This window comes from Flavobacterium sp. TC780 (assembly GCF_056783245.1).
The window spans coordinates 1-23,634 of record NZ_JBXBAV010000152.1 but is presented as its reverse complement, the minus strand read 5'-3'; the positions used below and the strand labels follow the sequence as shown (position 1 = coordinate 23,634).

Here is a 23,634-nt window from a genome sequence, read left to right as displayed (position 1 = left end):
TTTTTCAGATAGCTATTTTATTTTTCAATGTATTCAAATATGTGATTTTGGTATTTTTTGGAATCCAATCTTCTGGGGAATCCTATTTCCATTATTTATCATTTTTCTATTTTGGAATACAGCTAAAAAAATCAGTTTTTCATTAAACCAAATACCTTATCTCAAAGCTTGCTCACAATTCTCATTTGCAATAAGCTTAAAAATTACAATAGCACTTTTCATCCTTTACATAATCTGGGCAATTTGTTAATGGAATATCTATTACACTACAATCTAAAATTCCTTATCAAATTTTATTCTCAATACTAATGATATTATTTTTATCCTTTTTATTAATGATACTAACTTTTATTAGTAGTTTGGTAATTATGAAACTGAGTAGAAACCCTCAAACTTTAAATTAAACAAAATGAAAATACTACTTTCTAGGCTCAGGCGAATTAGGCAAAGAATTTACCATCGCTGCACAACGAATCGGACAAACCATAATTGCTGTAGATAGTTACGAAAATGCCCCTGCAATGCAAGTTGCACATGATTTTGAAGTGATCAATATGCTCGATGGCGAAGCTCTTGACCGAATCGTTGCCAAACACAAACCTGATTTTATAGTTCCCGAAATAGAAGCCATTCGTACCGAACGTTTTTACGATTACGAGAAACAAGGCATCACAGTTGTTCCTTCTGCAAAAGCAGCAAACTTCACTATGAATCGTAAAGCCATTCGAGATTTGGCAGCTAAAGAACTTGGGCTTGAACTCCCAAATACCAATACGCAACCTCAGCTTCAGCACTACAGAAAGCCGTTCAGGAAGTTGGAATGCCATGTGTAGTAAAACCACTAATGTCCTCTTCTGGAAAAGGACAATCTACTATAAAAATCAAGATGACATACTGAAAGCTTGGGAATATGCTGTTGCAGGTTCTCGTGGAGACGTTATCGAAGTTATCGTTGAAGCTTTTGTAAATTTCAATTCAGAAATTACCCTTTTAACGATTACACAAACAACAACCCAACACTTTTTTGTGCCCCAATTGGCCACCGACAAGAACGTGGCGATTATCAAGAAAGCTGGCAACCTGCTAGAGTTTCTGATAAAGATTTGTACGAAGCTCAAGACATGGCCGAGAAAATTACAGAAGCTTTAGGGGGAGCAGGCCTTTTTGGAGTAGAATTTTTTCTGACTAATGGAGAGGTGTCTTATTTCTCCGAACTTTCTCCTCGTCCACACGATACCGGAATGGTAACTTTAGCAGGTACCAAAAGTTCAATGAATTTGAACTTGCATTTACGTGCTATTTTAAGTTGTACCAATTTTCGAAATAACCTTAGAAAAAGCTGGAGCAAGTGCCGTAATTCTAGCCTCCAAAGATTCAAATAATCCAACTTATACCGGAATCGAAAAAGTTGCTGCATTACCTAAAACCGACTTCCGTATCTTTGGGAAAACCAACTTCAAGACCTTATCGCCGTATGGGAGTCGTTTTATCAAATGATCTATTAGAAACCCCTATTGAAGAAGTGGTAGAAAGAGCCAAAAAAAATGCCCAATTAATAACCGTAAATTCATAAAACATGAAAAAAATAACTGCCTTACTATTTCTATTTTTAAGCATCACAATCAGCGCTCAAGATAAAAAAACAACAGAAAAACCTCAAATTGTAGAAGCTGCTTGCGGTGAATGCCAATTTGGAATGAAAGGTAACAGCTGTGATTTAGCTATTCGAATCGATGGCAAATCTTATTTTGTAGATGGAACCAAAATTGACGAACATGGAGATGCTCACGCTAAAGATGGTTTTTGCAATGCTATTCGTAAAGCTTCGGTTACTGGAAAAATAGAAAACGACAGATTCAAAACAACATCGTTTACATTGATAAAAGAAAAATAATGGCTTTAATTCTAGAGAACATTGCCAAACACGTTTTGCTAACACCTGAAGAGGAGGCACATTTTTATCAAAAACAGAAACTCGCTTTTATAAGGCAAAAACTATTTTGTTAAATGCAGGAGAAGTTTGCAAAGAATCTTATTTTATAAATTTAGGAATCATTCGAAGCTTTAATATTAACGATAACATCGTAGAACATGTACTAGTTTTTCGTGCGAAGGCTGGTGGATTAGTGACATGTATAGCTTAATTACACAAAAACCAGGTCAATTATTTATCGAAACTATAGAAGATTCTGAAGTAGTAGTACTTAGTAAAGAAAATCAAGAACAATTGTATTTTGATATCCCAAAATTGGAACGTTTTTTCAGGATCTTAACAGAAAATTCATTAGTAGCTAATCAGCAGCGACTAATGGATAACTTTAAGTTTATCTGCCGAAGAACGCTTTGAAAAATTCTGTACCAAATATCCAACACTAATCCAAAGTACCTTACAAAAACAAATAGCTTCTTTCATAGGAGTTACTCCCCAGTTTTCAGCAAAATGAAAGCAAGACTTTTAAAGAAATAGTTTTTGTTTAACCATTAAAACGTTAAGTTTTATTAAGCCCGAAGCTTAATTTTCTTAATATTTTAATGGTTTAATTTTAAAATCTGTTCAATTTTAAACTGATTTTACTGAATTAAAACTGTTCTACTTGAGTAGGAAATGTTTCATTGCTGTGGTAGTTGATTTTCCTATCGTTACTGTATTTTGTACTGCATCAAAATAAGAAGTCCCTCAGAAGCATGATGTTTTACAGCTCTAAATCCGCTACTTTGCAAAGCAAATTCTTTCTCTTGTAATTCAGAATATCAGCCATTCTTTTTTATATGCTTTAGACAATTCAAACATACTTGTATTTAAAGCGTGGAATCCTGCCAACGTAATAAATTGAAATTTATACCCCATTGCAGCCAAATCTTCTCTAAAAGTTTCCATCTCAGCAACAGATACATTTAGCAGCCCAATTAAATGATGGACAAAGTTATAAGCTCAGCATTTTAGGAAATTGTTCACGCATAGCATCGGCAAACTTTTTAGCATATACCAAATCAGGATTACTAGTTTCCATCCAAATTAAATCAGCATAAGGAGCATTAACTTTTGCCCTCTTGCAATTCCTTGATCGATTCCGCTATTTACGTAAAAGAAACCTTCGTTGGTTTTTTCGCCTGTAATAAATTGAGCATCTCTGGGTCAACATCACTCGTTAACAAATTAGCTGCATCAGCATCTGTTCTTGCCACAATAAGTATAGTTACCATAACATCTGCTGCTAATCTCGCTGCTACCAGCTTATTAATAGCCTCTTGAGTTGGTACTAAAACTTTCCCTCCAGAGATCCCCGCATTTTTTTGCAGAACTCAATTGGTCTTCAAAATGTACTCCAGAAGCTCCAGCCTCAATCATAGATTTCATCAGTTCGGAATGCCAACTTCAATTCCTCCAAAACCAGCTTCGGCATCAGCAACAATTGGTACTAAATAATCCTTTTTATATGAACCCCATTAACAACCTGAATTTGATAGGCTATTAATAAAGCATTGTTTATTTTCTTAACCACCATAGGCACACTATTTACAGGATAAAGAGATTGATCAGGATACATTTCGCCGGCCAAGTTTTGCATCAGCAGCGACTTGCCATCCACTCAAATAAATAGCTTTTTCTAAACCTGCATCAATTTCTTGTATTGCCTGATTCCTGTTAAAGCTCCTAACCCTGCTACAAAATCCTGACTTTTAAGTTTTCTCCAGTTAATTTTTGAGCTCCCATTTTCGGCAATGAAATGTTGTATTTCGTAAGACCCTTGTAAAGTAACCACTTCAGTTGCTGTGTAAGGTCGCTCTACTCCTGCCCATCTTGGGTTTTTAGCCGAATCGTTGATGAATTCCTAAATTCTGTCTTCTGTTGTTTTCATCGTATAGTTATTTGGTTGTTAATAAGTAAAAAAGTTTTAAGTTTTACTGAGTCTCAAAAAAGTTTTTTTTATTGCTACTTGATTTTTAAATTAAAATCTCGTTATCTGCTAAATCTGTGTGAAAAATTATTTTTAATTTTTAATCCATTATAAATATTTATAACATGGTATAGTAAGAAAGTTTTCAAAGTCGAGTGTCACAACCAACCTTTCTAGCACTTTTTCAGCCAAAGGAAACCAGCGTTTTTCATAGTTTTCTTCGCCCAATTCCTTTTTAATTTTACTGAATTCATCTAAAGCTAATTTGTGATAATATGCCAGATTCGACTGTTTTCCGTACCAAAACGCTTTCTTATTATATAACCATTGCCACAATTGAGATCTCGAAATCTCTGCTGTTGCCGCATCTTCAATTAACTTATGTATAGCCGCGGCACCCTGTCCGTTAAGCCATGAAGCCAGATACAAAACTCCTACATTAATATTTTTTCGGAAACTCCTTCTTCAGTTATAGTACCATTTGGCACTTCAAGCAAATCTTGTTCGGTAATTGTAAGATGTGGTCTTGGTATATGAATCTGATTTGGTGTTGGCATTCCTGCATCAAATATCTCTTTTGCTAATGAAACCAAATCTGGATGTGCTACCCATGTTCCGTCGTGACCGTTACGAACCTCACGCTCTTTATCGGCTTTTACTTTCGGAAAGCAATAGCATTGGCTTCATCATTCTCTTAATCGGAATTTGAGCTGCCATTCCTCCAATTCATAAATACTGTTATGACATCTCTGAATTACCAGGATTAGAATACGCTTTCATAAAAGGAGAAGTCATATTTACCTGATCCCTATCTTGGAACCAAAAACGAAGGATGTTTATGGAATTTCTTTATGTATGAAAAGATATAATCCCAACGCCCACAGTTTAACCCAACGATATGCTCTTTTAATTCGAATATAATTTCATCCAACTGAAAACTTGCTGTTATCGTTACTATAAGGACAGTTATTCTTTTAATCGTTCCCTGAGGTATTCTTAAATAATTTTGAGTAAACTCGATAACATTGTTCCACCAGCGCGCTTCTAGATAATGCTCTAATTTTGGAATATAGAAATATGGAGCTGTACCATTTTCAAGTAATTTTTTATGATTATGAAAAACATCTGAACCAAAACATATCAACCAATGATCCCGAAACTACCTGCCCCTCTACCAAAACATGTTTTTGTGTAAGATGTAATCCTAGGACGAACAATCAAGGTCGCTATGTTTTCATTTAACTGATAGGTCTTATCTTTAACTTCATCTGTTAAACTGATCGTTTTGTTTACAGCATCAATTAAATTTACCTGTCCATTCATTAAATTAGCCCATGTTGGTGATGTACTATCTTCGAAATCGGCCATAAACGTTTTTGCTCCAGAATTCAAGGCGTTGATAATCATTTTTCTATCCACTGGCCCTGTAATCTCTACTCTTCTGTCTAATAAATCTTTTGGAATAGCTCCAGCTGTCCAATTATCTTCTCTAACCAATTTAGTCTCAGCTGGAAAAACTGGCATGACACCTTTTCAAATAAAACTTGTTGTTGCTCTCTTTGTGTCAACAATAATTTTCGTTGTGAATCAAATTTTAAATGCAATTCTGTAATAAATGTAATCGCCTCATCTGTCCAGATAGCTGCATAAGAATTGTTTTTTTCGGCTAAAAATTCCATTGCCGACTCTGTAGTTTCTAATTGATTTTTCATAGCTAATTCGTTTTACATTACAATGTTATAAAAAAAGTTTAATACAAAACAAGCGAACGTTCGCTAAATATTGAAAATATTTTTTTGGCGATTATTTTTTTATTGGTTACATTTGATATTATGGATATCGAAAAAGACTACATCAAGCTTATTTTTGGGCTAAAACTCGAAGCAAGTCCGAACTCAAAAAAACCTTTCGTTATTTGGCTTAGCCAAACTCACGAACCTTTCCAAATCTTATTTGAACGAAATAGAAAAAGGGAAGAAATATCCGAAAACTGATAAGATTTTACTCTTGTGCGAAAATCTTGACATAAGCTATGATCAAATGGTTTCTTTGAAACTAGATAACAACTTGGCACCGATAGGCGAAATTTTAAAATCTGGTATTTTAAAAGAAATTCCATTAGAACTTTTTGGCATACATGAAAATGATTTAATCGATATTATTGCTAACGCTCCTGCAAAAGTCAATGCCTTTATCAGTACCATAATAGAAATTGCTCAACATTATAATTTAAGCCGAGAGAGTTTTTTCTTAGCCTCATTGCGCTCCTATCAAGAAGCACACATTAATTACTTTGAAGATCTAGAAAATAAAGTAATTGCTTTCTCTAAATCATTTCAGATTAATCTTGAAAATCAAATTTCGACACTTGAACTGAGTGCCATTCTAAAAGAAGAGTATGGCTATACCATTAAAGATCTTCTCTTTAAGGATCAAGAAGCTTTGGGTGATTTACGATCTATTTATGTTCCAAAAAGCAAAACACTATTGCTCTCTAAAAGAAATAGATGATACTCAAAGAGCCTTTATATTAGCCAAAGAAATAGCATACAACTATTTAGAAATAACTGACAGATTACTAACATTCAGCTGGATAAAATTTGACAATTTTGATCAGGTCTTGCATAATTTTTACGCTTCCTATTTTGCCGGAGCATTATTACTGCCTAGAAAATTATTAATAGATGACATTAATCTTTTCTTAACCAAAGAGAATCCAAAACCGGAAGAGTTTGTTGCGTTAATCGAAAAATTTAGTGTTTCGCCAGAATCTTTTTATCAGAGATTAACCAATCTTCTACCAAAAGATTTTCATTTAAAGAATTTATTTTTCCTAAGAATGTCACACCAAATAGGATCTGGGACCTATCAAATAAAAAAAGAACTCCATATCACCAATCAGCAAGAACCGCATGCCAATGAGATGAATGAGCATTATTGCCGCCGATGGGTTTCTATTAAAACTATAGACGAAGCGATTAAACAAAATAAAGCACATTTTTTTGACGCTCAAATTTCAAGTTATGAAAACAGCGGAAACGAATATTTGGTTTTTTCATCAGCAACTAAAGATCCATTTGTAGAAAATTGCATGCGAAGCATTTCAGTGGGAATATTAATTACTCCCACTATGAAAGAGAAAATTCAAATTCATAGATGCAAAACCAATCGTAAAACAAATTGTTGGTGTTACTTGCGAAACCTGTGCTGTTAAAAATTGCATGGAACGAGCTTCTCCTCCTAAACAATTAGAAAGCAAAAAACGCCATGAAAATACTGATTTAGTAGTACAACAGTATATAGCGAAATATAGTTAAATTAGATTTCTAGACTTCTTAGACATTAGATTTCTTAGAATTTCACACAATCTTGTCATTTCGACGAAGGAGAGATCTCCACAAGAAACTAACACAAAGCATTCACAGATAGTCGAACTATTTGATGTTATTTTTCGACTCCGTCTCAAAAGACAAAATTGTAGTTAGTTTCTCTTAAAATAGAGTAAATACTCAATCTTGCTTTTCACATAGAAAACATTCCCAGACCACCAAGCTCTCGTAGAGATCCTTCCTACGTCAGGATGACAATGTTGCGGTTAGGTTGTGGTCGCTTTATGCGGTAAAACAAGCCTTTGTTTCTTTATCACTCAGACCATTAGAGCCTCAGCAACTCAGTCCAAGAACTTCGGGGTTGTCTCTTTGAACCTTTGAACCTCTCAAAAAAAACCTTTGAACCTCAAAAAAAATCACTTCTTAATCTAGGTTAAGTGCTCCCCCTTTACTTTGGTTGTAAATTTGCACTATCAAATAACAATTAACATACACAATCATGGAAAATATAGTAATTCACAAAGCAGAAACAAGAGGAAACGCAAATCACGGCTGGCTAAATGCATACCACACTTTTAGTTTTGCTGCTTATTACGATTCAGAGCGCATACAATTTGGAGCTCTTCGTGTTTTAAACGATGATACTATTGCAGCAGGAATGGGCTTTGGCACACATCCTCACGATAATATGGAAATTATTACCATTCCGCTTGAAGGTGATTTAGCACATAAAGATAATATGGGTAATACCGAAATCATCAAACATGGAGATATCCAGGTAATGAGTGCAGGAACAGGAATTCAACATAGCGAATTCAACCCAAATGCAGATCAACAAACTAAATTATTGCAAATTTGGTTATTCCCAAACAAACGCAATGTAACTCCTCGTTATCAACAAATTTCTTTAAACACAGAAGACAGACATAACAAATTACAGCAAGTTTTATCTCCAAATCCAGATGATGACGGTGTTTGGATTCATCAAGATGCTTGGTTTCATATGGGGAATTTTGACGCAGGAACTACAACAGAATATTCAATTAAAAAGGAAGGAAATGGTTTATATGCTTTTATCCTAAAAGGAAATGCAACTATAAACGGTCATGAATTAAACACTCGTGATGCTATTGGAATTACAGATTTTAAAACTGTAAATATTAAAGCAAACACTGACGCTGAGTTTCTATTAATGGAAATTCCGATGAATTATTAATTCAAAACTACAATAAACAAATTTTTCTAAACGGGGCTAACAATTAAACTATTAGCCCCGTTTTTTTCTCTATAAGGCTAATTGATTTATAAAAAATAGAATAAACAGAAAAAACTAAATAACAAAAAAACATTTCTTTTTCATTTCTTAATCTAGGTTAAGTGTAATTCATCTACCACCGAAGTAACTTTGTCCTATCAAAACGAAATTATTATTATTTAAATAAAAACAAAAAATTATGGCAACTACAAAATGGTCAATTGACCCAACTCACTCAGAAATTGGTTTTAAAGTTAAACACATGATGTTTACTAATGTTTCAGGTAAATTTAACGAATACGAAGCAACTATTATTAGCGACGAGAATAACTTCAGAATGCAGCGATTAGTTTTTGCAGATATAAAATCTATTGATACTGGAATACCAAAAAACAGAGATAATCGTTTAAGCAAATGCTAAATTTCTTTGAATTGAAAACAGCCCAAAAATGACTTTTAAATCTAGTTCATTTACAAAATCGATGATGGTGTCATTCTGAACTTACTGGTAAATTAAATATTAGAGGTGTTGAAAAAGAAATAAAATTTACAGTAGAATTTAGTGGAATCATGACTGATCCTTGGGGAAACACAAAAATAGGCTTGAATATTACAGGAAAAATCAATCGTAAAGATTGGGGATTAAATTGGAATTCTGCTATAGAGAGCTGGAGGTGTTTTAGTAAGCGATGATGTTCGTTTAAACATTGAACTACAATTTGCAAAACAATAATTATCCCTACATAAATTTTAGTATTTAATTTGGTTAAAACCCTATGCTTTGAAAAAAGTATGGGGTTTTGTTTTTTGTCTTTTCTAAACAACACCGAAATATTTAGGGGCTTCGACTCCGCTCAGCCTGACAACCGTTTTCACCTCACATCTAGCTTATCTCATCTTACCTCTAACATCTACACTTCTCTTATCTTGCTTCTCTTATCTTGCTTCTCTCACCTCTCTCAAAAAGCTACTTCTTCAAATTCCTAAACTCTGTTGGTGACATATTAGTATATTTTTTAAAAACTCGGGAGAAATAAGAATAATCATCATAGCCAACTTCTTCTGCAATTTCATTTACAGCTAGCTGCTTGTCAATTAGCATTCTTTTTATTTCCAAAACAACACGATCTGTAATTACTTCTGTTGCCGTTTTTTTCAAGATATCATTACATATTCTATTGAGATGCTTTAAGGTAATATGCAATTGTTCTGCATAAAATGAAGGTGATTTATTTGTCTTGTAATGCAATTACGCAAAAACGCTTCAAACTTTTTATATTTACATTATACAATGAACCTCATGGATCTCAGAATCATTATATTTTCTTGCAATTTCAACTGGGTGGATTTAATAGATTAAGCATCTTATCCAATTGAAATTTCTTTTTGCTTCTTTCCCGCATTAGCAATTCAAAATAAGGAGCAATTCCTTTTGCCGCTTTCGTATCAAAATAAACTTCTGGCTTATTATTTATTGAACTGTAAAAAGCATAATCATTGATTTTTTTTTGACCAAAATACAGATTGTACATTTCCTGAGAAAAGATTACCACAAATCCTTCTACATCTTTGTGACATTCCTAAAAATGAATTTGCCGAGGCTGAAGTAAAAACAAACTTCCCTCTTTTATTTCAAATCTGTCAAAATCAATCTCATGAATTCCTGAACCAGCTGTAAAAAAAACCATTAAGTAAGAGTCATGACGATGTGGTTTTTCGACAAAACTATGTGTTTTTAAATGTTCAGTAAAAGAATTTACATAAAAATCACTTCTAGTATCATTACAACTAAAATTGGCAACACTATAAATTGGGTATTTTTTCACGGCTACAAATGTCTTTATTGTGCTATAATAAGCGAAGATATAAAAATTGAATTGAAAACTAGCAAAGTATCTTTGTATATAATAAAAAATGAATCAATTATGTCATATATGATCACCCATGTTTTACGAAATGAATGTCCTAATTGTCACAAAGGAAAAATTCTTGATGGAGAAAAATATATTTTTCACCTTCAAATTTCCAAAAATGCACAAAGAATGTAGTGAATGCGGTTTTAAATTCGAAAAAGACCAGGTTCTTTTTTGGCGCCATGTACATGAGTTACGGACTGACCGTTGCACAAGGTATTGCTACTTACTGCATTGCTCAGTTTTTCTTTGAAAAAAATTTCGATTTAAGAATCATTCCTATTATCGCTGTTGTGATTATCGCATTTTCTTTCTTTAACATCCGACTCTCGAGATTGTTATGGATTTATATGTTTAAGAATTATTCAAGCTAAAAAAATACTATTTTTGCCTTTCAATTGAAACTAATTTTTCAATTTTAGAATCATTAAATTTTTAAATTAAAACAAATGAAAGCATACGTATTTCCAGGTCAGGCGCACAGTTTACAGGAATGGGCAAAGACTTATATAAAAATTCAGCTTTAGCCAAAGAATTATTGAAAAAGCTAATGAAATATTAGGCTTCAGAATCACAGATATCATGTTTGAAGGTACTGCTGAAGAACTAAAAGAAACTAAACAACTCAGCCTGCAGTATTCTTGCATTCTGTTATTTTAGCTAAAACTTTACGAGAAGATTTTAAACCAGAAATGGTAGCAGGACACTCATTAGGAGAATTCTCTGCTTTGGTTGCAAATGGAACTCTTTCTTTTGAAGACGGATTAAAATTAGTTTCTCAACGTGCTTTGGCAATGCAAAAAGCATGCGAAATCACCCCATCTACAATGGCTGCAGTTTTAGGATTAGCAGATAATGTTGTTGAAGAAGTTTGTGCTTCGATAGACGGAATTGTAGTTGCTGCAAATTATAACTGTCCTGGACAATTAGTAATTTCTGGTGAAACAACTGCTGTTGAAAAAGCTTGCGAAGCAATGAAAGCTGCTGGCGCAAAACGTGCTTTGATATTACCTGTTGGTGGTGCTTTTCACTCACCAATGATGGAGCCTGCAAGAGAAGAATTGGCTGCTGCAATTGAAGCAACAACTTTCGACTCCTATTTGTCCTGTATATCAAAATGTAACTGCAAGTGCCGTTTCTGATGCAAATGAAATAAAAAAGAATTTAATCATTCAGCTTACAGCTCCTGTAAAATGGACTTAATCTGTACAGCAAATGATTGCTGATGGCGCTACTTTATTCACAGAAGTAGGCCCAGGAAAAGTTTTAGCTGGATTAATCGGTAAAATTGATAAAGAAGCTGTTACTGCAAATGCATAATTTTTTTATGTTGATAGCTATCGAATCAATCACAGTTTTCAATTTTTCACTCTAAAAATTGTCAATACAAATAGAATCCTCACAAGCATATGTTTGTGGGGATTTTTTTAATATTTTTGTTTCACACATTGAACCCTCTCCCGATGAAAAGAATAATTCTATTAGTTCTACTTTTTAATTGCCTTACTATTTTTTCACAAGAATTTAAATTTGAAGCTCCTGATTATAAAAAAATTGAGAACACTATTAAAGACAAAAAATCAACTTTATATTATCCAAAATTACAATTAAAGTTTGAAGCTGCAGACTCGACAATGACCCTTGAAGAAAAAAGACATTACTATTATGGCTATACTTTTCAAAAAGAATACGCTCCATATACTAAATCTAAACATTCCGAAAAACTAGAAGACTTTCAGAAAAAAGAAAACCTTACCCAAAAAGAATACGAAAAAGCAACTGAACTTTGTAATTTAATTTTATCAGAAAATCCATTTGACATAAGAACCAGAAATTATAAATCTTACTGCTTAGACAAATTAGAACGTAAAAAAGAGCTCGAAAATAATATCATAAAAACTAACATTATATTTGAAACCATTTTAAGCTCTGGAGACGGCGTAACTAAAGAAACAGCTTTCTATGTTATCAACACATCTAATGAATACGCGCTACTAAATGCATTGGGCTTTGAATATGGAGGAAACCAAAGTCTAATTGAACATTATGATTTTCTTACCTTAAAAGAGAATCAATATAAAAATAAAAGGATTTTATTTTGACATAAGCCCGTGTTTAAACAGTTTTAAATTTTAAAACCGTAACAAACCAAAAACTAACAATGACATCTGAAAAATTTACCTTCATTAAAACCGATAAAAAGATAATCAAATTATACTTTGATACTATCGCTGTCATTACTGGTTTAGGTAATTATGTACAAATAATAACTGTAGATAATACAAAATACACTTATTACAAATCCCTGAAAGATTTAATAGATGTATTACCCAATGAATTTATGAGAGTTCACAATTCTTCGATAGTTAATTTAACCAATATTGATAGTATCGAAGACAATCATATTATGGCCAAAGGAAATAAAATTACCATTGGCAAAACCTACAAAGAATGCCTTACTACCGCTCTGGATAAATTTATGTTATAACCGCACACATAAAAAAACAAGCAGTGTGTGTAGTATTTACACACGTTTGTATAAAATAGTTTCATGTGCTTTATACTTTGTTTTCATTTGCCTGAATATTAAACAATTCAGTAATGATGAAAGTAATTTTAAAAATCATATTAACTATTATTATGTCTACACAAATTTCAAATGCACAAAAATATCCTTTAAAGGAAGATGTAGCTACTATTAACGGAATTATAAAAGCTACTTACGAAGCCGTTTCGGGAGAAGCTGGAGAAAAACGACAATGGGAACGTGACCTTTCACTTCATGACCCAAATGCGATTTATTCTTTTCCGCTAGAAAATACTGCTGGCAGAACGCAACAAACCACAATGTCTCTTAAAGATTTTCATAAAGAAACCGATACTATGGTTGCAAAAACTGCCTTTTATGAAAATGAAGTGAATAGAGAAGTTCGCGTATTTGGGAATATCGCCCACGTTTGGAGCACTTATGAAACTAGATTAGCAAAAAATGGTCCTGTTGCCCGAAGAGGAATTAATAGCATACAACTTTATTACAACGAAGGCAGATGGTGGATTATATCTTGGACTTTTGACAAAGAAAAAGAGGACAGGAAAATCCCTCAAACTTTCGATCCACAGTAAAAAAAGCTGTAAAACAAAAAAAATCCCAAACCATCAAATTTGATAGTATGGGATTTCTATTACTTAAAGCAAAATTATCTTGCTTGAACCGCTGTATCTGTAAAATCAGAGAACACGCCATCCAGCCCTAATTTATAAAAAGCCTGATATTCTAAAGTTGGATTATTTTTATAATTACTCAACAATCGCTTCCCTTCATTTCTGAACGTATAAGCATGTACTTGTAATCCTTTTTTATGTGCGTCTGAAATTAAAGTCGTTGGTGGCAACGCTACTTTATCGGCATCATCTACTTTGCCATCTGCGTTAATATCGTCTGCTTTGCCATCATTATTTGCATCTACTCCTTTATACGGAATAATAAATGGCTTCCACGGACCAATTCCAGTTGCATAGGTTTTAACAAAATCTAAACCTTCCTGAGTTCTAAAAAATCCGTAATCTCTACTATCTCCTTTTAAGTGCCAATCATATGGTTTTCCATCAGAAATCATTCCTCCATCTGGAACTACAAAAACTAAATCTCCATTTAAAGCCACATCATAACAACCTAACAACTGAATTGTTTTCACACTTGATTTAGTTCTTATGTATTGTAAATTAGAAACTTCAAATGACTGAATATAAACTGGAGACGAAACATTATTCCATCCCTCGACAGCTAACATTTCTAATAATTTATCGGTAATTTTTAAACCCAAAGCCTCATGAAAAGAGGGATGTTTTGTTTCTGGATAAATCCCGACTACACGACCTAGTTGTTTCGATTTTTCTTTTGCCAAAGCAATTACTTCTGCAAATGTTGGAATCGCATATTTATTATTATATTCTTGTGAACGCTCCGCAAAAGCTTGTTTTGCTTTTAATTGTTTAATTTCTGCTAAAGTAAAATCAGAAACAAACCAATCGGTTATCATTGCTCCATCAATATTCTTAGTTGTTTTTTTAGAAGCAAAAGCTAGTACTTCTGATACGTTTGTTGTTCCGGACAACATTGGTTCGTGACGCACTACAAGTTGCCCATCTTTTGTCATTACTAAATCTGGCTCTATAAAATCAGCTCCCATTTCAATAGCTTTAGTATATCCCTCAATAGTATGTTCTGGTAAATAACCTGATGCACCACGATGAGCTACTACAATAGGATTTGCCCCAGTTAAAGTAGGATATTTTCCATTTTCGGGCGTTTGATTATCATCATTCATATTACAAGCCAATAACAAAATTACAGCACTTAAGAAAATTGTACTTTTTAAAATTTGAAATGAGTTCATAGTTTATATTTTTAGCAAATAAATGCCATTTTCACTCAACAAACGTTAGCACTCAGTTAAGCATCAGTTATATAATTTTACAATAAAAATAAATTTACAAAACATTTGCATCTTCGCAATGATTATTTAAAATTCCCGTAATCAAGAAGTTTTCATTCTGCCTTTCAAAGAAAATAAACCATGTAGTTCTTTTATTTACTTTATAGAAAATGTAATTTGAACCTAAATATTGTATTCTTTTAGGAGTTATTCTATGCTGACTTGATTTAATATTTCCAGAAACAAAATCATAAATATTCAAAACATATTCTTCAGCCGTTTCTATAAAACCAAAATAGTCATTTTTATATAAAACACGAACCAAATCATCTAAATAACTAATTACATGTGATGTGTAAGCAAGCTTCTGTTCCACCACTCACGTATTCGTTTAATCGATTCTGCTTTTGCTTCTTCGGTCGTATACCCTTTTTTCATCTCTTCATCAAAATCAAAAGTGGCCTCTCAACAATTCCTTTAAATTTAACTTTAAAAGATCATATTCAACCAAAAGTTTATTAAAGACAGTTGCTTATTTTGGAGTTTTCTTTTTTAGCATTCATGATAAATTTATTTAACAGTCAAATTTACAACATTTTACACCAAACAAAAAATCCCAAACTATCAAGATGATAATTTGGGATTACTATTAATTAGAAACAAGATTTTATGCAATCTTTTTTTCTTTCTTTTTATAGTTAATAATAAAAACTCCTGAAATAATAAGTACTGTAGCAATAATAAAATCGACAGTGATTACTCCGTCCAACAACAACCAACCTAAAAAAACTGCAATTATAGTATTAAAGTAAGACAAAATAGAAACCTGAATAGCCGTTACTCGTTTTAAAGCATAATGATAGGAGAAAAAAGCAAGTATAGACCCAAAAACAGACAAATACAAAGCTGCCAAAATACTTCTCGTACTCCATAAACTCACATCTGAATTTGGAGAAAAAATAAATGCTAAAACCAACTGAACCAAAGTAGCAATTGTAAACTGATAAAATAAATTCAGTGTAATATTATTCGACTTATGAGTATGAGTCTTTGTATAAATTGTTCCTGCTGCCCAACCTGAAATTGCTAAACTCATAAATATAAGTCTCGTGTTGATAATTAGAATCTAAAAATGAACCCAATCCATCTTTAAAAATAAAAACAACTCCTGTGAAACCAATTATAACTTCCTATAATCCACTCTTTTAAACTTGGTTTTTCCCAAATCCAAACAAAACACTATTATAAAGATAAGTACAGGCGACAAAGCACTCATTATAGATGCTAACCCACTTGGTAAAGTTTGTTCGGCGACAGTAGTAAAACCATTTGCAATAACAATCATTAATAAAGCTGGAATTAATTGGTGTTTAAAATTCTCCCAACCAATCCATTTTAATTCTTTTTTAAACAGTAAAATAGTCATCGCTATTAATCCTGCTAAACCCTGACGAATAGAAGTTACAAACCACGGCGGAATAGTTTCTACCGCAACCCTGATTCCTAAAAAAGTCGTTCCCCACACAATCCCTACTGTCGCCATGCAGAGGTATAATTTATAATCTGGCTTTTGTTGCATTGCTAATACTATCTATTTTAAATAAAAAAATCCCAAATTATAATGCTATAATTTGGGATTTTTAAAATACTATCTATTTTAAACTAAAAGCTTGTTTCTTATCTTTTTTCCCATTTCCAAGCGCTCTTCATCGCTTCATCAAGCGTTGATTGAGCTTTCACCCAGCACATCATTAGCTTTGGTTGTATTTGCATAGGCCTCGGTAATATCACCTTCTCTTCGTGCTACAATTTTATATGGTAATTTTTTATCACTTACCTTTTCAAAACTCGTAATCACCTCAAGAACAGAACTTCCTTTTCCTGTACCCAGATTAAATGTTTCTACTTTTTCCAGATTTTTTTTATTCAATAATCTTTGCAGTGCTACGACATGCGCTTTTGCTAAATCGACCACATGAATATAATCCCGTACACAAGTTCCATCGGCTGTAGGATAATCATCTCCATAAACAGATAATTCCTTACGCAATCCGATTCCGGTTTGCGTGATAAAGGGACTAAATTCTGAGGAACGCCAATTGGCAACTCTCCTATCTCTATTGAAGGGTGCGCACCAATAGGATTGAAATAACGCAATAAAATAGCATTGATATTAGTTGCTTTTGCAGTATCTCTAATAATTTCTTCGCCTATTTTCTTCGTATTTCCATATGGAGATATCGGTTGTTGTACAGGAGCGTCTTCTGTAATTGGCATTTTTTCAGCTTGACCATAAACTGTACAAGAAGAACTAAAAATAAAACTAGCTTCTGGTTTTTGCTGTAATTCCTGCAAAAGATATACTAAAGTACTGATATTGTTTTCATAGTACAAAAGTGGATTTTCAACACTTTCCCCAACCGCTTTTGAAGCCGCAAAATGAATTACCCCAGTAACATCATCATATTTTTTAAAGAAATTTTGTACCGCTGCTTTTTCTCTCAAATCTAATTTTTCGAATACTGGTGTTTTACCTGTAATGGCTACGATTCCTTTTAAAACATCTTCTGAGGAATTAGAAAGATTATCAATTATTATAACTTCAAAGCCTTCTTTTTGCAATTCGACTACAGTATGCGAACCGATAAATCCTAATCCTCCTGTTACTAATACTTTCATTTTTTGGTTGTTTTTTGGCTATTTATTTGGTTTATTTCAAAAACTCAATCACACTATCTGTAATAAACTTAATTTGCTCGTCGTCAAGCTCAGTATGCATTGGCAATGAAAGCACTTCCTGCACCAATTGATTGGTTACTGGAAAATACTCTTCTTTATAACGAACATCAACATAAGCTTTTTGCGAATGCAACGGAATTGGATAATAAATTGCACAAGGAATTCCTTTATCTTGTAAATGTTGCAACAATCCGTTTCTATCTGCATTTATAATTCGCAATGTATATTGATGAAAAACGTGATCATTTTCGTCAGGATTAAACGAAGGCGTAATAATATTAGCATGTCCTGCCAATGCTGCATTATACTTAGTTGCTGCTTCACGACGCGCTTTATTATACTCATTTAATAACGGAAGTTTTACATTTAAAACTCCTGCCTGAATACTATCTAAACGTGAATTTACACCAACAACATCATGATGATAACGCTCGTACATTCCGTGATTTACAATTCCACGAATAATGTGTGCCAAAGCATCATCATTAGTAAAAATAGCACCACCATCTCCATAACAACCTAAATTTTTAGATGGAAAAAAAGAAGTTGCTGCTACATGCCCCATAACTCCTACTTTACTTTTTACACCGGATTTAGAAATATAATCTGCTCCTATTGCTTGCGCATTATCTTCGATCACGTACAAATTATGCGCTGCTGCAAGTTCCATAATTGCATCCATATTAGCTGCACGACCGAACAGATGCACAGGAACAATTGCTTTTGTTTTTGGAGTTATTGCTTTTTTAATAGCGTCAATAGAAATATTCATACTATCCATTTCAACATCTACCAAAACAGGTGTTAATTGCAACAAAGCAATCACCTCTACAGTAGCTGCAAAAGTAAAGTCGGCAGTAATAACCTCATCCCCTGGTTTTAAATCAAGTCCCATCATTGCAATTTGCAATGCATCAGTACCGTTTGCACAAGGAATAACATGTTTTACTCCTAAATACGTTTCAAGATTTTTTTGAAACTGATGAACCAATGGCCCATTAATATATGTATTTGAATCTAAAACGTCTTGAATTGAAGCATTTACAGCTACTTTTATTTTATCATATTGACTTTTTAAGTCAACCATTTGAATTTTTCTCATTGCGATATTCTAATTTAAAGTTTGCATTCTCAAATAAAGAAAGTCCAATTTTAATTGACTTTCAAAATAATACTTCCGAAAACGAGGAACAAAAATAGTTATTTAATGAGTTTAAACCAATGAAAATAATTGAAAGAAACGTATTTTAGCCCCAAATATCCAACTATGCTTTTCTTATACAATCTAATCGTAATTATTGTAAGCTTTTTATTAAAAATAGTAGCCCTTTTTAGCCGTAAAATCAAACTTTTTGTAGATGGCAGAAAAAGTGTTTTTACAACTCTACAAGAAAAGATAAAACCCACTGATAAAACGATTTGGTTTCACGCTGCTTCACTAGGCGAATACGAACAAGGCTTACCTGTTATTGAAAAAATTAAAGAAAAATACCCTTCGCATAAAATTATTGTAACTTTTTTTTCTCCCTCTGGCTTTGAAGTACGAAAAAACAATACTGTTGCCGATGTAACTGTTTATTTACCATTGGATACAAAACAAAATGCCAAACAGTTTTTAAAACATGCTAATCCAGAGATGGTTTTCTTTATCAAATATGAATTTTGGTTAAACTACCTTAATGAATTAAAGAAGACAGAACACTCCAACCTATTTAGTTTCAGGAATATTTAGAGACAATCAGATTTTCTTTAAATGGTATGGTGGTTTTTACAAAAAAGCACTTGATGCGTTTACTTATTTTTTTGTTCAAAACGAAAGTTCCAAAAACAAAATTGAATCTATTGGCTACAAGAACGTAATTATTTCAGGCGATACCAGATTTGACCGTGTGGTTGCTATTTTAGAACGCAACAATACTCTAGATTTTATTGCTGAATTCAAAAACAACTCAACTACTATTGTTATTGGCAGCTCATGGCCAAAGGATGAAGTTTTATTAACCGAATATATCAACACCACCCAAGAGCATGTAAAATTTATTATTGCTCCTCATAATATCAAACCAGAACAAATTACTACTCTACAGCAATCTATCACTTAAAAAGACAATCTTATTTTCTGAAAAAGAAGGCAAAAACCTAGCAAATTATGATGTATTCATCATTGATACTGTTGGAATATACCAATATATACAGTTATGCAACAATTGCATATGTAGGTGGCGGTTTTGGAAACCCAGGCGTTCATAATATTCTCGAACCTGCAACCTTTGGCCTTCCTCTTATAATTGGACCGAATTATTCTCATTTTGCTGAAGCAACTGAACTTGTTCAACTAGGAGGTTGCATCTCTATCACTAACGCAACAGAACTGGAAACCGCTTTTAACAATCTTATTTCAAACCAAAACTATCTTGACGAGAAAGGCTTAATTTGTATGTCTTATGTACAAAATAAAAAGGGCGCAACAGACATAATTATGAGCGCAATTTAATCTGGCTCCCTAATTTTTCCTAAAATATGTTATCCAAATCACAATTTTTTTCATTGTATTGAATAAAAAATGAATTTATAAATTTATTTTTTACACAACTAAAACTAGTACTTTTTTATTGAAGCAAATTCAATAAAAAAAACAGGGAAAGCACTGTGTTTACTAGCATTACCAAGTAATTTATTTTTAGAAACATTTAATTAAACACTAAATTATCACTTAGAAAAGCTATTTAACGTTTTTGGCACGTTAATTGATAATATGATAAACGTAGGCAATAAAGAATATTTTAAAAAAAAAATAAAAAAATATTTTACATATTTAAAAAATTTATATACTTTGCCACGAATTAATAATTAACCTTTTATAATAAAGTAAGATGAAAAAAGTATTTTTAAGTTTAGCTGTTGTTGCTGTTTTAACTGTTGTATCTTGTAAAAAAGCTGACGCTGCTCCTGCTGACGACGCTGCTGCTGTAGTTGATTCTGCTGCTGTAGTTGTTGATTCTGCTGCTGCTGTAGTTGATTCTGCTGCTGTTGTAGTTGATTCTGCTGCTGCTACTGCTACTGAAGCTGCTAAAACTGCAACTGAAGCTGCAAAAAAATAATTAGAACTTTAGATTCTAAAATTTTTAAAGCCATCCGCTTATCGCGAGATGGCTTTTTTATTACACTAAACTTTAGCTTACATTTTAAGCAAAAAAAAGAGAGCGCATTTTGATAAGTCAAAATGCGCTCTCTTTTTTTATTTTAACCCACCATCTAATCCTCAAAAACAAAATCATCCACAGAGAAATCTAAAATCTCAGCTTTAGCCCCATAATTAACAATTTCTTTTATTCCTTCTGAAGAAGTAACTCTGTCGTATATTTTCTACTCGTTGCAAAATGATTATCATTAAAAACCAACTTAAAAAAATACTTCCCTCCAGACGATTTAAACTTCAAAAATTTAGCCGACTCTATACCGCCCTTAAATTTCTCAATCTCCTCTTCACACTCAAATTTAAGCTCATAACTAAGACTTGTAAAGATGACCTTCCCTTTTCTGGAAGTAAACACAAATTTATACTCATCATTAAACCTCTTACTTATTACGAAAGCACCCATTTATTTTTTAGATTTTTTAATTGTCATTCCGATAGCCACCGGAATTAGAATTAACGAAGATTTACTTAAAGTCCAAAATCAAGTATTGCAAATTACAGACTTCTGTAAAATAAAAAAACCTCTTCAAAAAGAAGAGGTTTCTTGTACTCAGAGCGGGACTTGAACCCGCACGAACATTGCTGTTCACTGGATTTTAAGTCCAGCGTGTCTACCAATTTCACCATCCGAGCATTATATGGCTTTGAGCGAAAAACGGGGCTCGAACCCGCGACCTCGACCTTGGCAAGGTCGCGCTCTACCAACTGAGCTATTTTCGCCTTTCAAATTCTAATTAAGAACTACAACACTTGAATTGTTCTGTATTGCGAGTGCAAATTTAAGACATTTATTGAGTTACACAAGCGTTTTTCGAAAAAAAAATCTACTTATTTCATAACCTACTGATAGCCTAAACTTTAAATTTAAAATTATTTTCTAGTGATCATTCTTTTAATCTCATTCAATTTCATTAACGCCTCAACAGGAGTTATTGCATTTATATCAAGATTTAAAATCTCCTCTTTAATTTCTTCTAACAATGGATCATCTAGATTAAAGAAGCTCATTTGCATTTCATCGCTATCAGATTTAATTCCATTTAACGCATCACTTGAATGATCTTTCTCTAATTTCTTCAAAAGCTTTTGTGCTTTCAAAATCACAATCTGAGGCATTCCAGCCATTTTTGCAACGTGAATACCAAAACTATGTGCGCTACCACCTTTTACAAGCTTTCTAACAAAAAGAACCGTATCCTTTAATTCTTTTACTGCGAACATTATAATTCTGAATTCTAGGTAACGAATCCGTCATTTCATTTAACTCGTGATAATGCGTAGCAAATAACGTCTTTGGTCTCGACGGATGTTCATGCAAGAATTCAGCGATAGCTCCCATGCAATCGAAATTCCATCATACGTACTTGTTCCTCTTCCTATCTCATCCAGCAACACTAAACTTCTGTCTGAAATATTTATTCAAGATTGAAGCTGTTTCATTCATCTCGACCATAAAAGTAGACTACTCCATCGAAATATTATCTGACGCTCCTACTCTAGTAAAGATTTTATCAACCATGCCCATCCTAACACTATCTGCAGGAACAAAACTTCCCATTTGAGCTAATAGCACAATTAAGGCCGTTTGACGCAAAATAGCCGACTTACCAGACATGTTGGGTCCTGTAATCATAATTAACTGCTGTGTTTCTCTATCCAAGAAAACATCATTAGCAATATACGGCACACCAACTGGTAATTGTTTCTCGATAACGGGATGTCTTCCATTTTTAATTTCTAATTCGAAAGTATCATCAATTTCTGGACAAACATATTTATTCTCGATTGCCAATTGTGTAAACGAACACAAACAATCTAGTTGCGCCACCAAGCTTGCATTCATTTGCACTGGCTTAATATATGTTGTTATCCAAGAAACCAATTCCTCGAAAAGCTCTAATTCTATTTTATCGAATTTTTTCTTCGGCTCCTAAAATTTTAGTTTCATACTCTTTTAGCTCTTCGGTAATATAACGTTCTGCATTTACCAAAGTTTGTTTACGAATCCCTTCTGACGGTACTTTATCTTTATGTGTATTCCTAACTTCGATATAATATCCAAAAACATTATTAAAAGAAATTTTTAGAAGTAATTCCAGTTCGCTCCGACTCTCTTTTTTCAATTCCCTCTAAAAATTCTTTTCCTGAAGTAGAAATTGCTCGTAAATCATCTAACTCTTCGCTAATTCCTTTTGCAATGGCATTACCTTTATTAATAGATACTGGTGCTGAATCTTGATTTAAAGTTGTTTTAATCTTTTCACGCAATAAATCACAACTATGTAAATTATCACCTATTGTTTTTACCGCTTTTTGCGAACTCTTAAGCGCAAGATCTTTTATAGGAATAATTGCATCTAGCGATTCTTTCAGATAAACTATCTCACGTGGAGAAACTTTACCTGCAGCAATTTTAGAAATCAAACGCTCTAAATCTGATATTTGCTTAATTTGATACTGAATATTATGCAGTACCTCTTGATTTTCCTTTAAGTAAGACACCACTTCGTGACGACTCTTAATCTTATCGCTATCTTTAAGAGGCAATGCCAACCAACGTTTTAACAAACGCCCACCCATTGGCGAAAGTGTTCTATCTATAACATCCAGAAGTGTAACTGCATTTGGATTATAACTATGATACAGCTCCAGATTTCGAATCGTAAATCGATCCATCCACACATAAGCATCTTCGGCTATTCGCTGAATCGCTGTTATATGCTGCACTCTATTATGTTGTGTTTCGGACAGATAATATAAAATAGCCCCCGAAGCAATAATTCCTTCTTTTAATTCTTCTACTCCAAAACCTAGGTGCTGCCTCCCTAACAACAGGAGCATGTATTAACCTTAGCAATACATAG

Annotated in this window: 21 protein-coding genes, 2 tRNA genes and 10 pseudogenes; 15 read left to right on the top strand and 18 right to left on the bottom strand. The window is 33.0% G+C overall.

From position 1 onward, the window contains the following. Window positions 1–458 precede the first annotated feature (458 nt). From AC1RYN_RS16525 to AC1RYN_RS16500, 6 genes and pseudogenes are all read left to right on the top strand, one after another. Window positions 459–833: a hypothetical protein gene (locus tag AC1RYN_RS16525; RefSeq protein WP_481807844.1), complete on the top strand. Its 375-nt coding sequence runs from the start codon at window positions 459–461 to the stop codon at window positions 831–833. After that, window positions 818–1,382, top strand: a pseudogene (locus AC1RYN_RS16520) (ATP-grasp domain-containing protein); the annotation flags it as partial. The gene AC1RYN_RS16525 and the pseudogene AC1RYN_RS16520, both read left to right, overlap by 16 nt. Next, window positions 1,315–1,497, top strand: a complete 183-nt coding sequence (locus AC1RYN_RS16515) for a hypothetical protein (RefSeq protein ID WP_481807843.1) — start codon at window positions 1,315–1,317, stop codon at window positions 1,495–1,497. The pseudogene AC1RYN_RS16520 and the gene AC1RYN_RS16515, both read left to right, overlap by 68 nt. After that, window positions 1,442–1,573 (top strand): hypothetical protein, encoded by a 132-nt coding sequence (locus AC1RYN_RS16510; RefSeq protein ID WP_481807818.1) that lies wholly within the window; start codon window positions 1,442–1,444, stop codon window positions 1,571–1,573. Before AC1RYN_RS16515 ends, AC1RYN_RS16510 begins: the two co-directional genes overlap by 56 nt. A gap of 3 nt (window positions 1,574–1,576) precedes the next feature. Further along, the gene (locus AC1RYN_RS16505) at window positions 1,577–1,894 is read left to right on the top strand and encodes a DUF6370 family protein (protein ID WP_481807817.1); all 318 of its coding nucleotides are present in this window, start codon (window positions 1,577–1,579) and stop codon (window positions 1,892–1,894) included. 237 nt (window positions 1,895–2,131) lie between these two features. Next, window positions 2,132–2,347 (top strand): hypothetical protein, encoded by a 216-nt coding sequence (locus AC1RYN_RS16500; RefSeq protein ID WP_481807816.1) that lies wholly within the window; start codon window positions 2,132–2,134, stop codon window positions 2,345–2,347. A 232-nt stretch (window positions 2,348–2,579) separates the two neighbouring features. On the opposite strand, the pseudogene aceA reads toward AC1RYN_RS16500, so the two are convergent. Further along, window positions 2,580–3,827 (bottom strand): annotated as a pseudogene (aceA, locus tag AC1RYN_RS16495) (isocitrate lyase). A gap of 180 nt (window positions 3,828–4,007) precedes the next feature. Continuing rightward, window positions 4,008–5,611, bottom strand: a pseudogene (gene aceB, locus AC1RYN_RS16490) (malate synthase A). A 120-nt stretch (window positions 5,612–5,731) separates the two neighbouring features. On the opposite strand from aceB, the pseudogene AC1RYN_RS16485 reads away from it, so the two are divergent. The 3 genes and pseudogenes from AC1RYN_RS16485 to AC1RYN_RS16475 all read left to right on the top strand — a co-directional run bounded on the left by AC1RYN_RS16485 (window position 5,732) and on the right by AC1RYN_RS16475 (window position 9,216). Then, window positions 5,732–7,216, top strand: a pseudogene (locus AC1RYN_RS16485) (helix-turn-helix domain-containing protein). 511 nt (window positions 7,217–7,727) lie between these two features. After that, window positions 7,728–8,444 carry a pirin family protein gene (locus AC1RYN_RS16480; RefSeq protein ID WP_481807815.1) on the top strand — a complete coding sequence of 239 codons (717 nt, stop codon included), beginning with the start codon at window positions 7,728–7,730 and terminating at the stop codon, window positions 8,442–8,444. A 238-nt stretch (window positions 8,445–8,682) separates the two neighbouring features. Continuing rightward, a pseudogene (locus tag AC1RYN_RS16475) lies at window positions 8,683–9,216 on the top strand (YceI family protein). Between the two features lie 234 nt (window positions 9,217–9,450). Here the strand turns inward: AC1RYN_RS16475 and AC1RYN_RS16470 are convergent. The 3 genes from AC1RYN_RS16470 to AC1RYN_RS16460 form a co-directional block, all read right to left on the bottom strand. Further along, window positions 9,451–9,642, bottom strand: coding sequence for a helix-turn-helix domain-containing protein (locus tag AC1RYN_RS16470; protein ID WP_481807814.1), 192 nt, complete (start codon window positions 9,640–9,642; stop codon window positions 9,451–9,453). A gap of 175 nt (window positions 9,643–9,817) precedes the next feature. Continuing rightward, window positions 9,818–10,036 (bottom strand): hypothetical protein, encoded by a 219-nt coding sequence (locus AC1RYN_RS16465; RefSeq protein WP_481807813.1) that lies wholly within the window; start codon window positions 10,034–10,036, stop codon window positions 9,818–9,820. A gap of 27 nt (window positions 10,037–10,063) precedes the next feature. After that, complete coding sequence (locus AC1RYN_RS16460) at window positions 10,064–10,309, bottom strand: AraC family ligand binding domain-containing protein (RefSeq protein ID WP_481807812.1); 246 nt, start codon at window positions 10,307–10,309, stop codon at window positions 10,064–10,066. 536 nt (window positions 10,310–10,845) lie between these two features. On the opposite strand from AC1RYN_RS16460, the pseudogene fabD reads away from it, so the two are divergent. The 4 genes and pseudogenes from fabD (at window position 10,846) to AC1RYN_RS16440 (ending at window position 13,519) form a co-directional block, all read left to right on the top strand. Continuing rightward, window positions 10,846–11,716: pseudogene (fabD, locus tag AC1RYN_RS16455) on the top strand (ACP S-malonyltransferase). Between the two features lie 143 nt (window positions 11,717–11,859). Continuing rightward, window positions 11,860–12,498 carry a DUF4919 domain-containing protein gene (locus tag AC1RYN_RS16450; RefSeq protein ID WP_481807811.1) on the top strand — a complete coding sequence of 213 codons (639 nt, stop codon included), beginning with the start codon at window positions 11,860–11,862 and terminating at the stop codon, window positions 12,496–12,498. Window positions 12,499–12,557: 59 nt separating this feature from the next. Next, window positions 12,558–12,884: a LytR/AlgR family response regulator transcription factor gene (locus AC1RYN_RS16445; RefSeq protein ID WP_481807810.1), complete on the top strand. Its 327-nt coding sequence runs from the start codon at window positions 12,558–12,560 to the stop codon at window positions 12,882–12,884. Window positions 12,885–12,997: 113 nt separating this feature from the next. Beyond that, window positions 12,998–13,519, top strand: coding sequence for a hypothetical protein (locus AC1RYN_RS16440; RefSeq protein WP_481807809.1), 522 nt, complete (start codon window positions 12,998–13,000; stop codon window positions 13,517–13,519). Window positions 13,520–13,593: 74 nt separating this feature from the next. Here AC1RYN_RS16440 and AC1RYN_RS16435 read toward each other — a convergent pair whose 3' ends face one another. From AC1RYN_RS16435 to AC1RYN_RS16410, 6 genes and pseudogenes are all read right to left on the bottom strand, one after another. Continuing rightward, window positions 13,594–14,793, bottom strand: a complete 1,200-nt coding sequence (locus AC1RYN_RS16435; protein ID WP_481807808.1) for a glycerophosphodiester phosphodiesterase — start codon at window positions 14,791–14,793, stop codon at window positions 13,594–13,596. Between the two features lie 94 nt (window positions 14,794–14,887). After that, window positions 14,888–15,208 carry a hypothetical protein gene (locus tag AC1RYN_RS16430; RefSeq protein ID WP_481807807.1) on the bottom strand — a complete coding sequence of 107 codons (321 nt, stop codon included), beginning with the start codon at window positions 15,206–15,208 and terminating at the stop codon, window positions 14,888–14,890. A gap of 291 nt (window positions 15,209–15,499) precedes the next feature. Beyond that, window positions 15,500–15,928 carry a DMT family transporter gene (locus AC1RYN_RS16425; protein WP_481807806.1) on the bottom strand — a complete coding sequence of 143 codons (429 nt, stop codon included), beginning with the start codon at window positions 15,926–15,928 and terminating at the stop codon, window positions 15,500–15,502. Between the two features lie 84 nt (window positions 15,929–16,012). Continuing rightward, window positions 16,013–16,411 (bottom strand): DMT family transporter, encoded by a 399-nt coding sequence (locus AC1RYN_RS16420; RefSeq protein WP_481807805.1) that lies wholly within the window; start codon window positions 16,409–16,411, stop codon window positions 16,013–16,015. A gap of 98 nt (window positions 16,412–16,509) precedes the next feature. Continuing rightward, window positions 16,510–17,511 (bottom strand): annotated as a pseudogene (galE, locus tag AC1RYN_RS16415) (UDP-glucose 4-epimerase GalE). A gap of 31 nt (window positions 17,512–17,542) precedes the next feature. Continuing rightward, complete coding sequence (locus tag AC1RYN_RS16410; protein WP_481807804.1) at window positions 17,543–18,673, bottom strand: DegT/DnrJ/EryC1/StrS family aminotransferase; 1,131 nt, start codon at window positions 18,671–18,673, stop codon at window positions 17,543–17,545. Window positions 18,674–18,838: 165 nt separating this feature from the next. Between AC1RYN_RS16410 and AC1RYN_RS16405 the strand changes: the two are divergent. Then, a pseudogene (locus AC1RYN_RS16405) lies at window positions 18,839–20,065 on the top strand (3-deoxy-D-manno-octulosonic acid transferase). Between the two features lie 379 nt (window positions 20,066–20,444). Then, window positions 20,445–20,672 (top strand): hypothetical protein, encoded by a 228-nt coding sequence (locus AC1RYN_RS16400; RefSeq protein ID WP_129540885.1) that lies wholly within the window; start codon window positions 20,445–20,447, stop codon window positions 20,670–20,672. Between the two features lie 154 nt (window positions 20,673–20,826). Here AC1RYN_RS16400 and AC1RYN_RS16395 read toward each other — a convergent pair. The 7 genes and pseudogenes from AC1RYN_RS16395 to AC1RYN_RS16365 form a co-directional block, all read right to left on the bottom strand. Further along, a pseudogene (locus AC1RYN_RS16395) lies at window positions 20,827–21,173 on the bottom strand (YegP family protein). A 144-nt stretch (window positions 21,174–21,317) separates the two neighbouring features. Beyond that, window positions 21,318–21,403, bottom strand: a tRNA-Leu gene (locus AC1RYN_RS16390). Window positions 21,404–21,417: 14 nt separating this feature from the next. Continuing rightward, window positions 21,418–21,490: transfer RNA gene (locus AC1RYN_RS16385), tRNA-Gly, on the bottom strand. Between the two features lie 150 nt (window positions 21,491–21,640). Beyond that, a pseudogene (locus AC1RYN_RS16380) lies at window positions 21,641–22,183 on the bottom strand (MutS-related protein). Window positions 22,184–22,232: 49 nt separating this feature from the next. Next, window positions 22,233–22,613: a MutS-related protein gene (locus AC1RYN_RS16375; protein ID WP_481807803.1), complete on the bottom strand. Its 381-nt coding sequence runs from the start codon at window positions 22,611–22,613 to the stop codon at window positions 22,233–22,235. A gap of 64 nt (window positions 22,614–22,677) precedes the next feature. Continuing rightward, the gene (locus tag AC1RYN_RS16370; RefSeq protein WP_481807802.1) at window positions 22,678–22,893 is read right to left on the bottom strand and encodes a hypothetical protein; all 216 of its coding nucleotides are present in this window, start codon (window positions 22,891–22,893) and stop codon (window positions 22,678–22,680) included. Then, window positions 22,841–23,611, bottom strand: a complete 771-nt coding sequence (locus AC1RYN_RS16365) for a hypothetical protein (RefSeq protein ID WP_481807801.1) — start codon at window positions 23,609–23,611, stop codon at window positions 22,841–22,843. The genes AC1RYN_RS16370 and AC1RYN_RS16365 overlap by 53 nt, the downstream gene beginning before the upstream one ends. Window positions 23,612–23,634 lie beyond the last annotated feature (23 nt).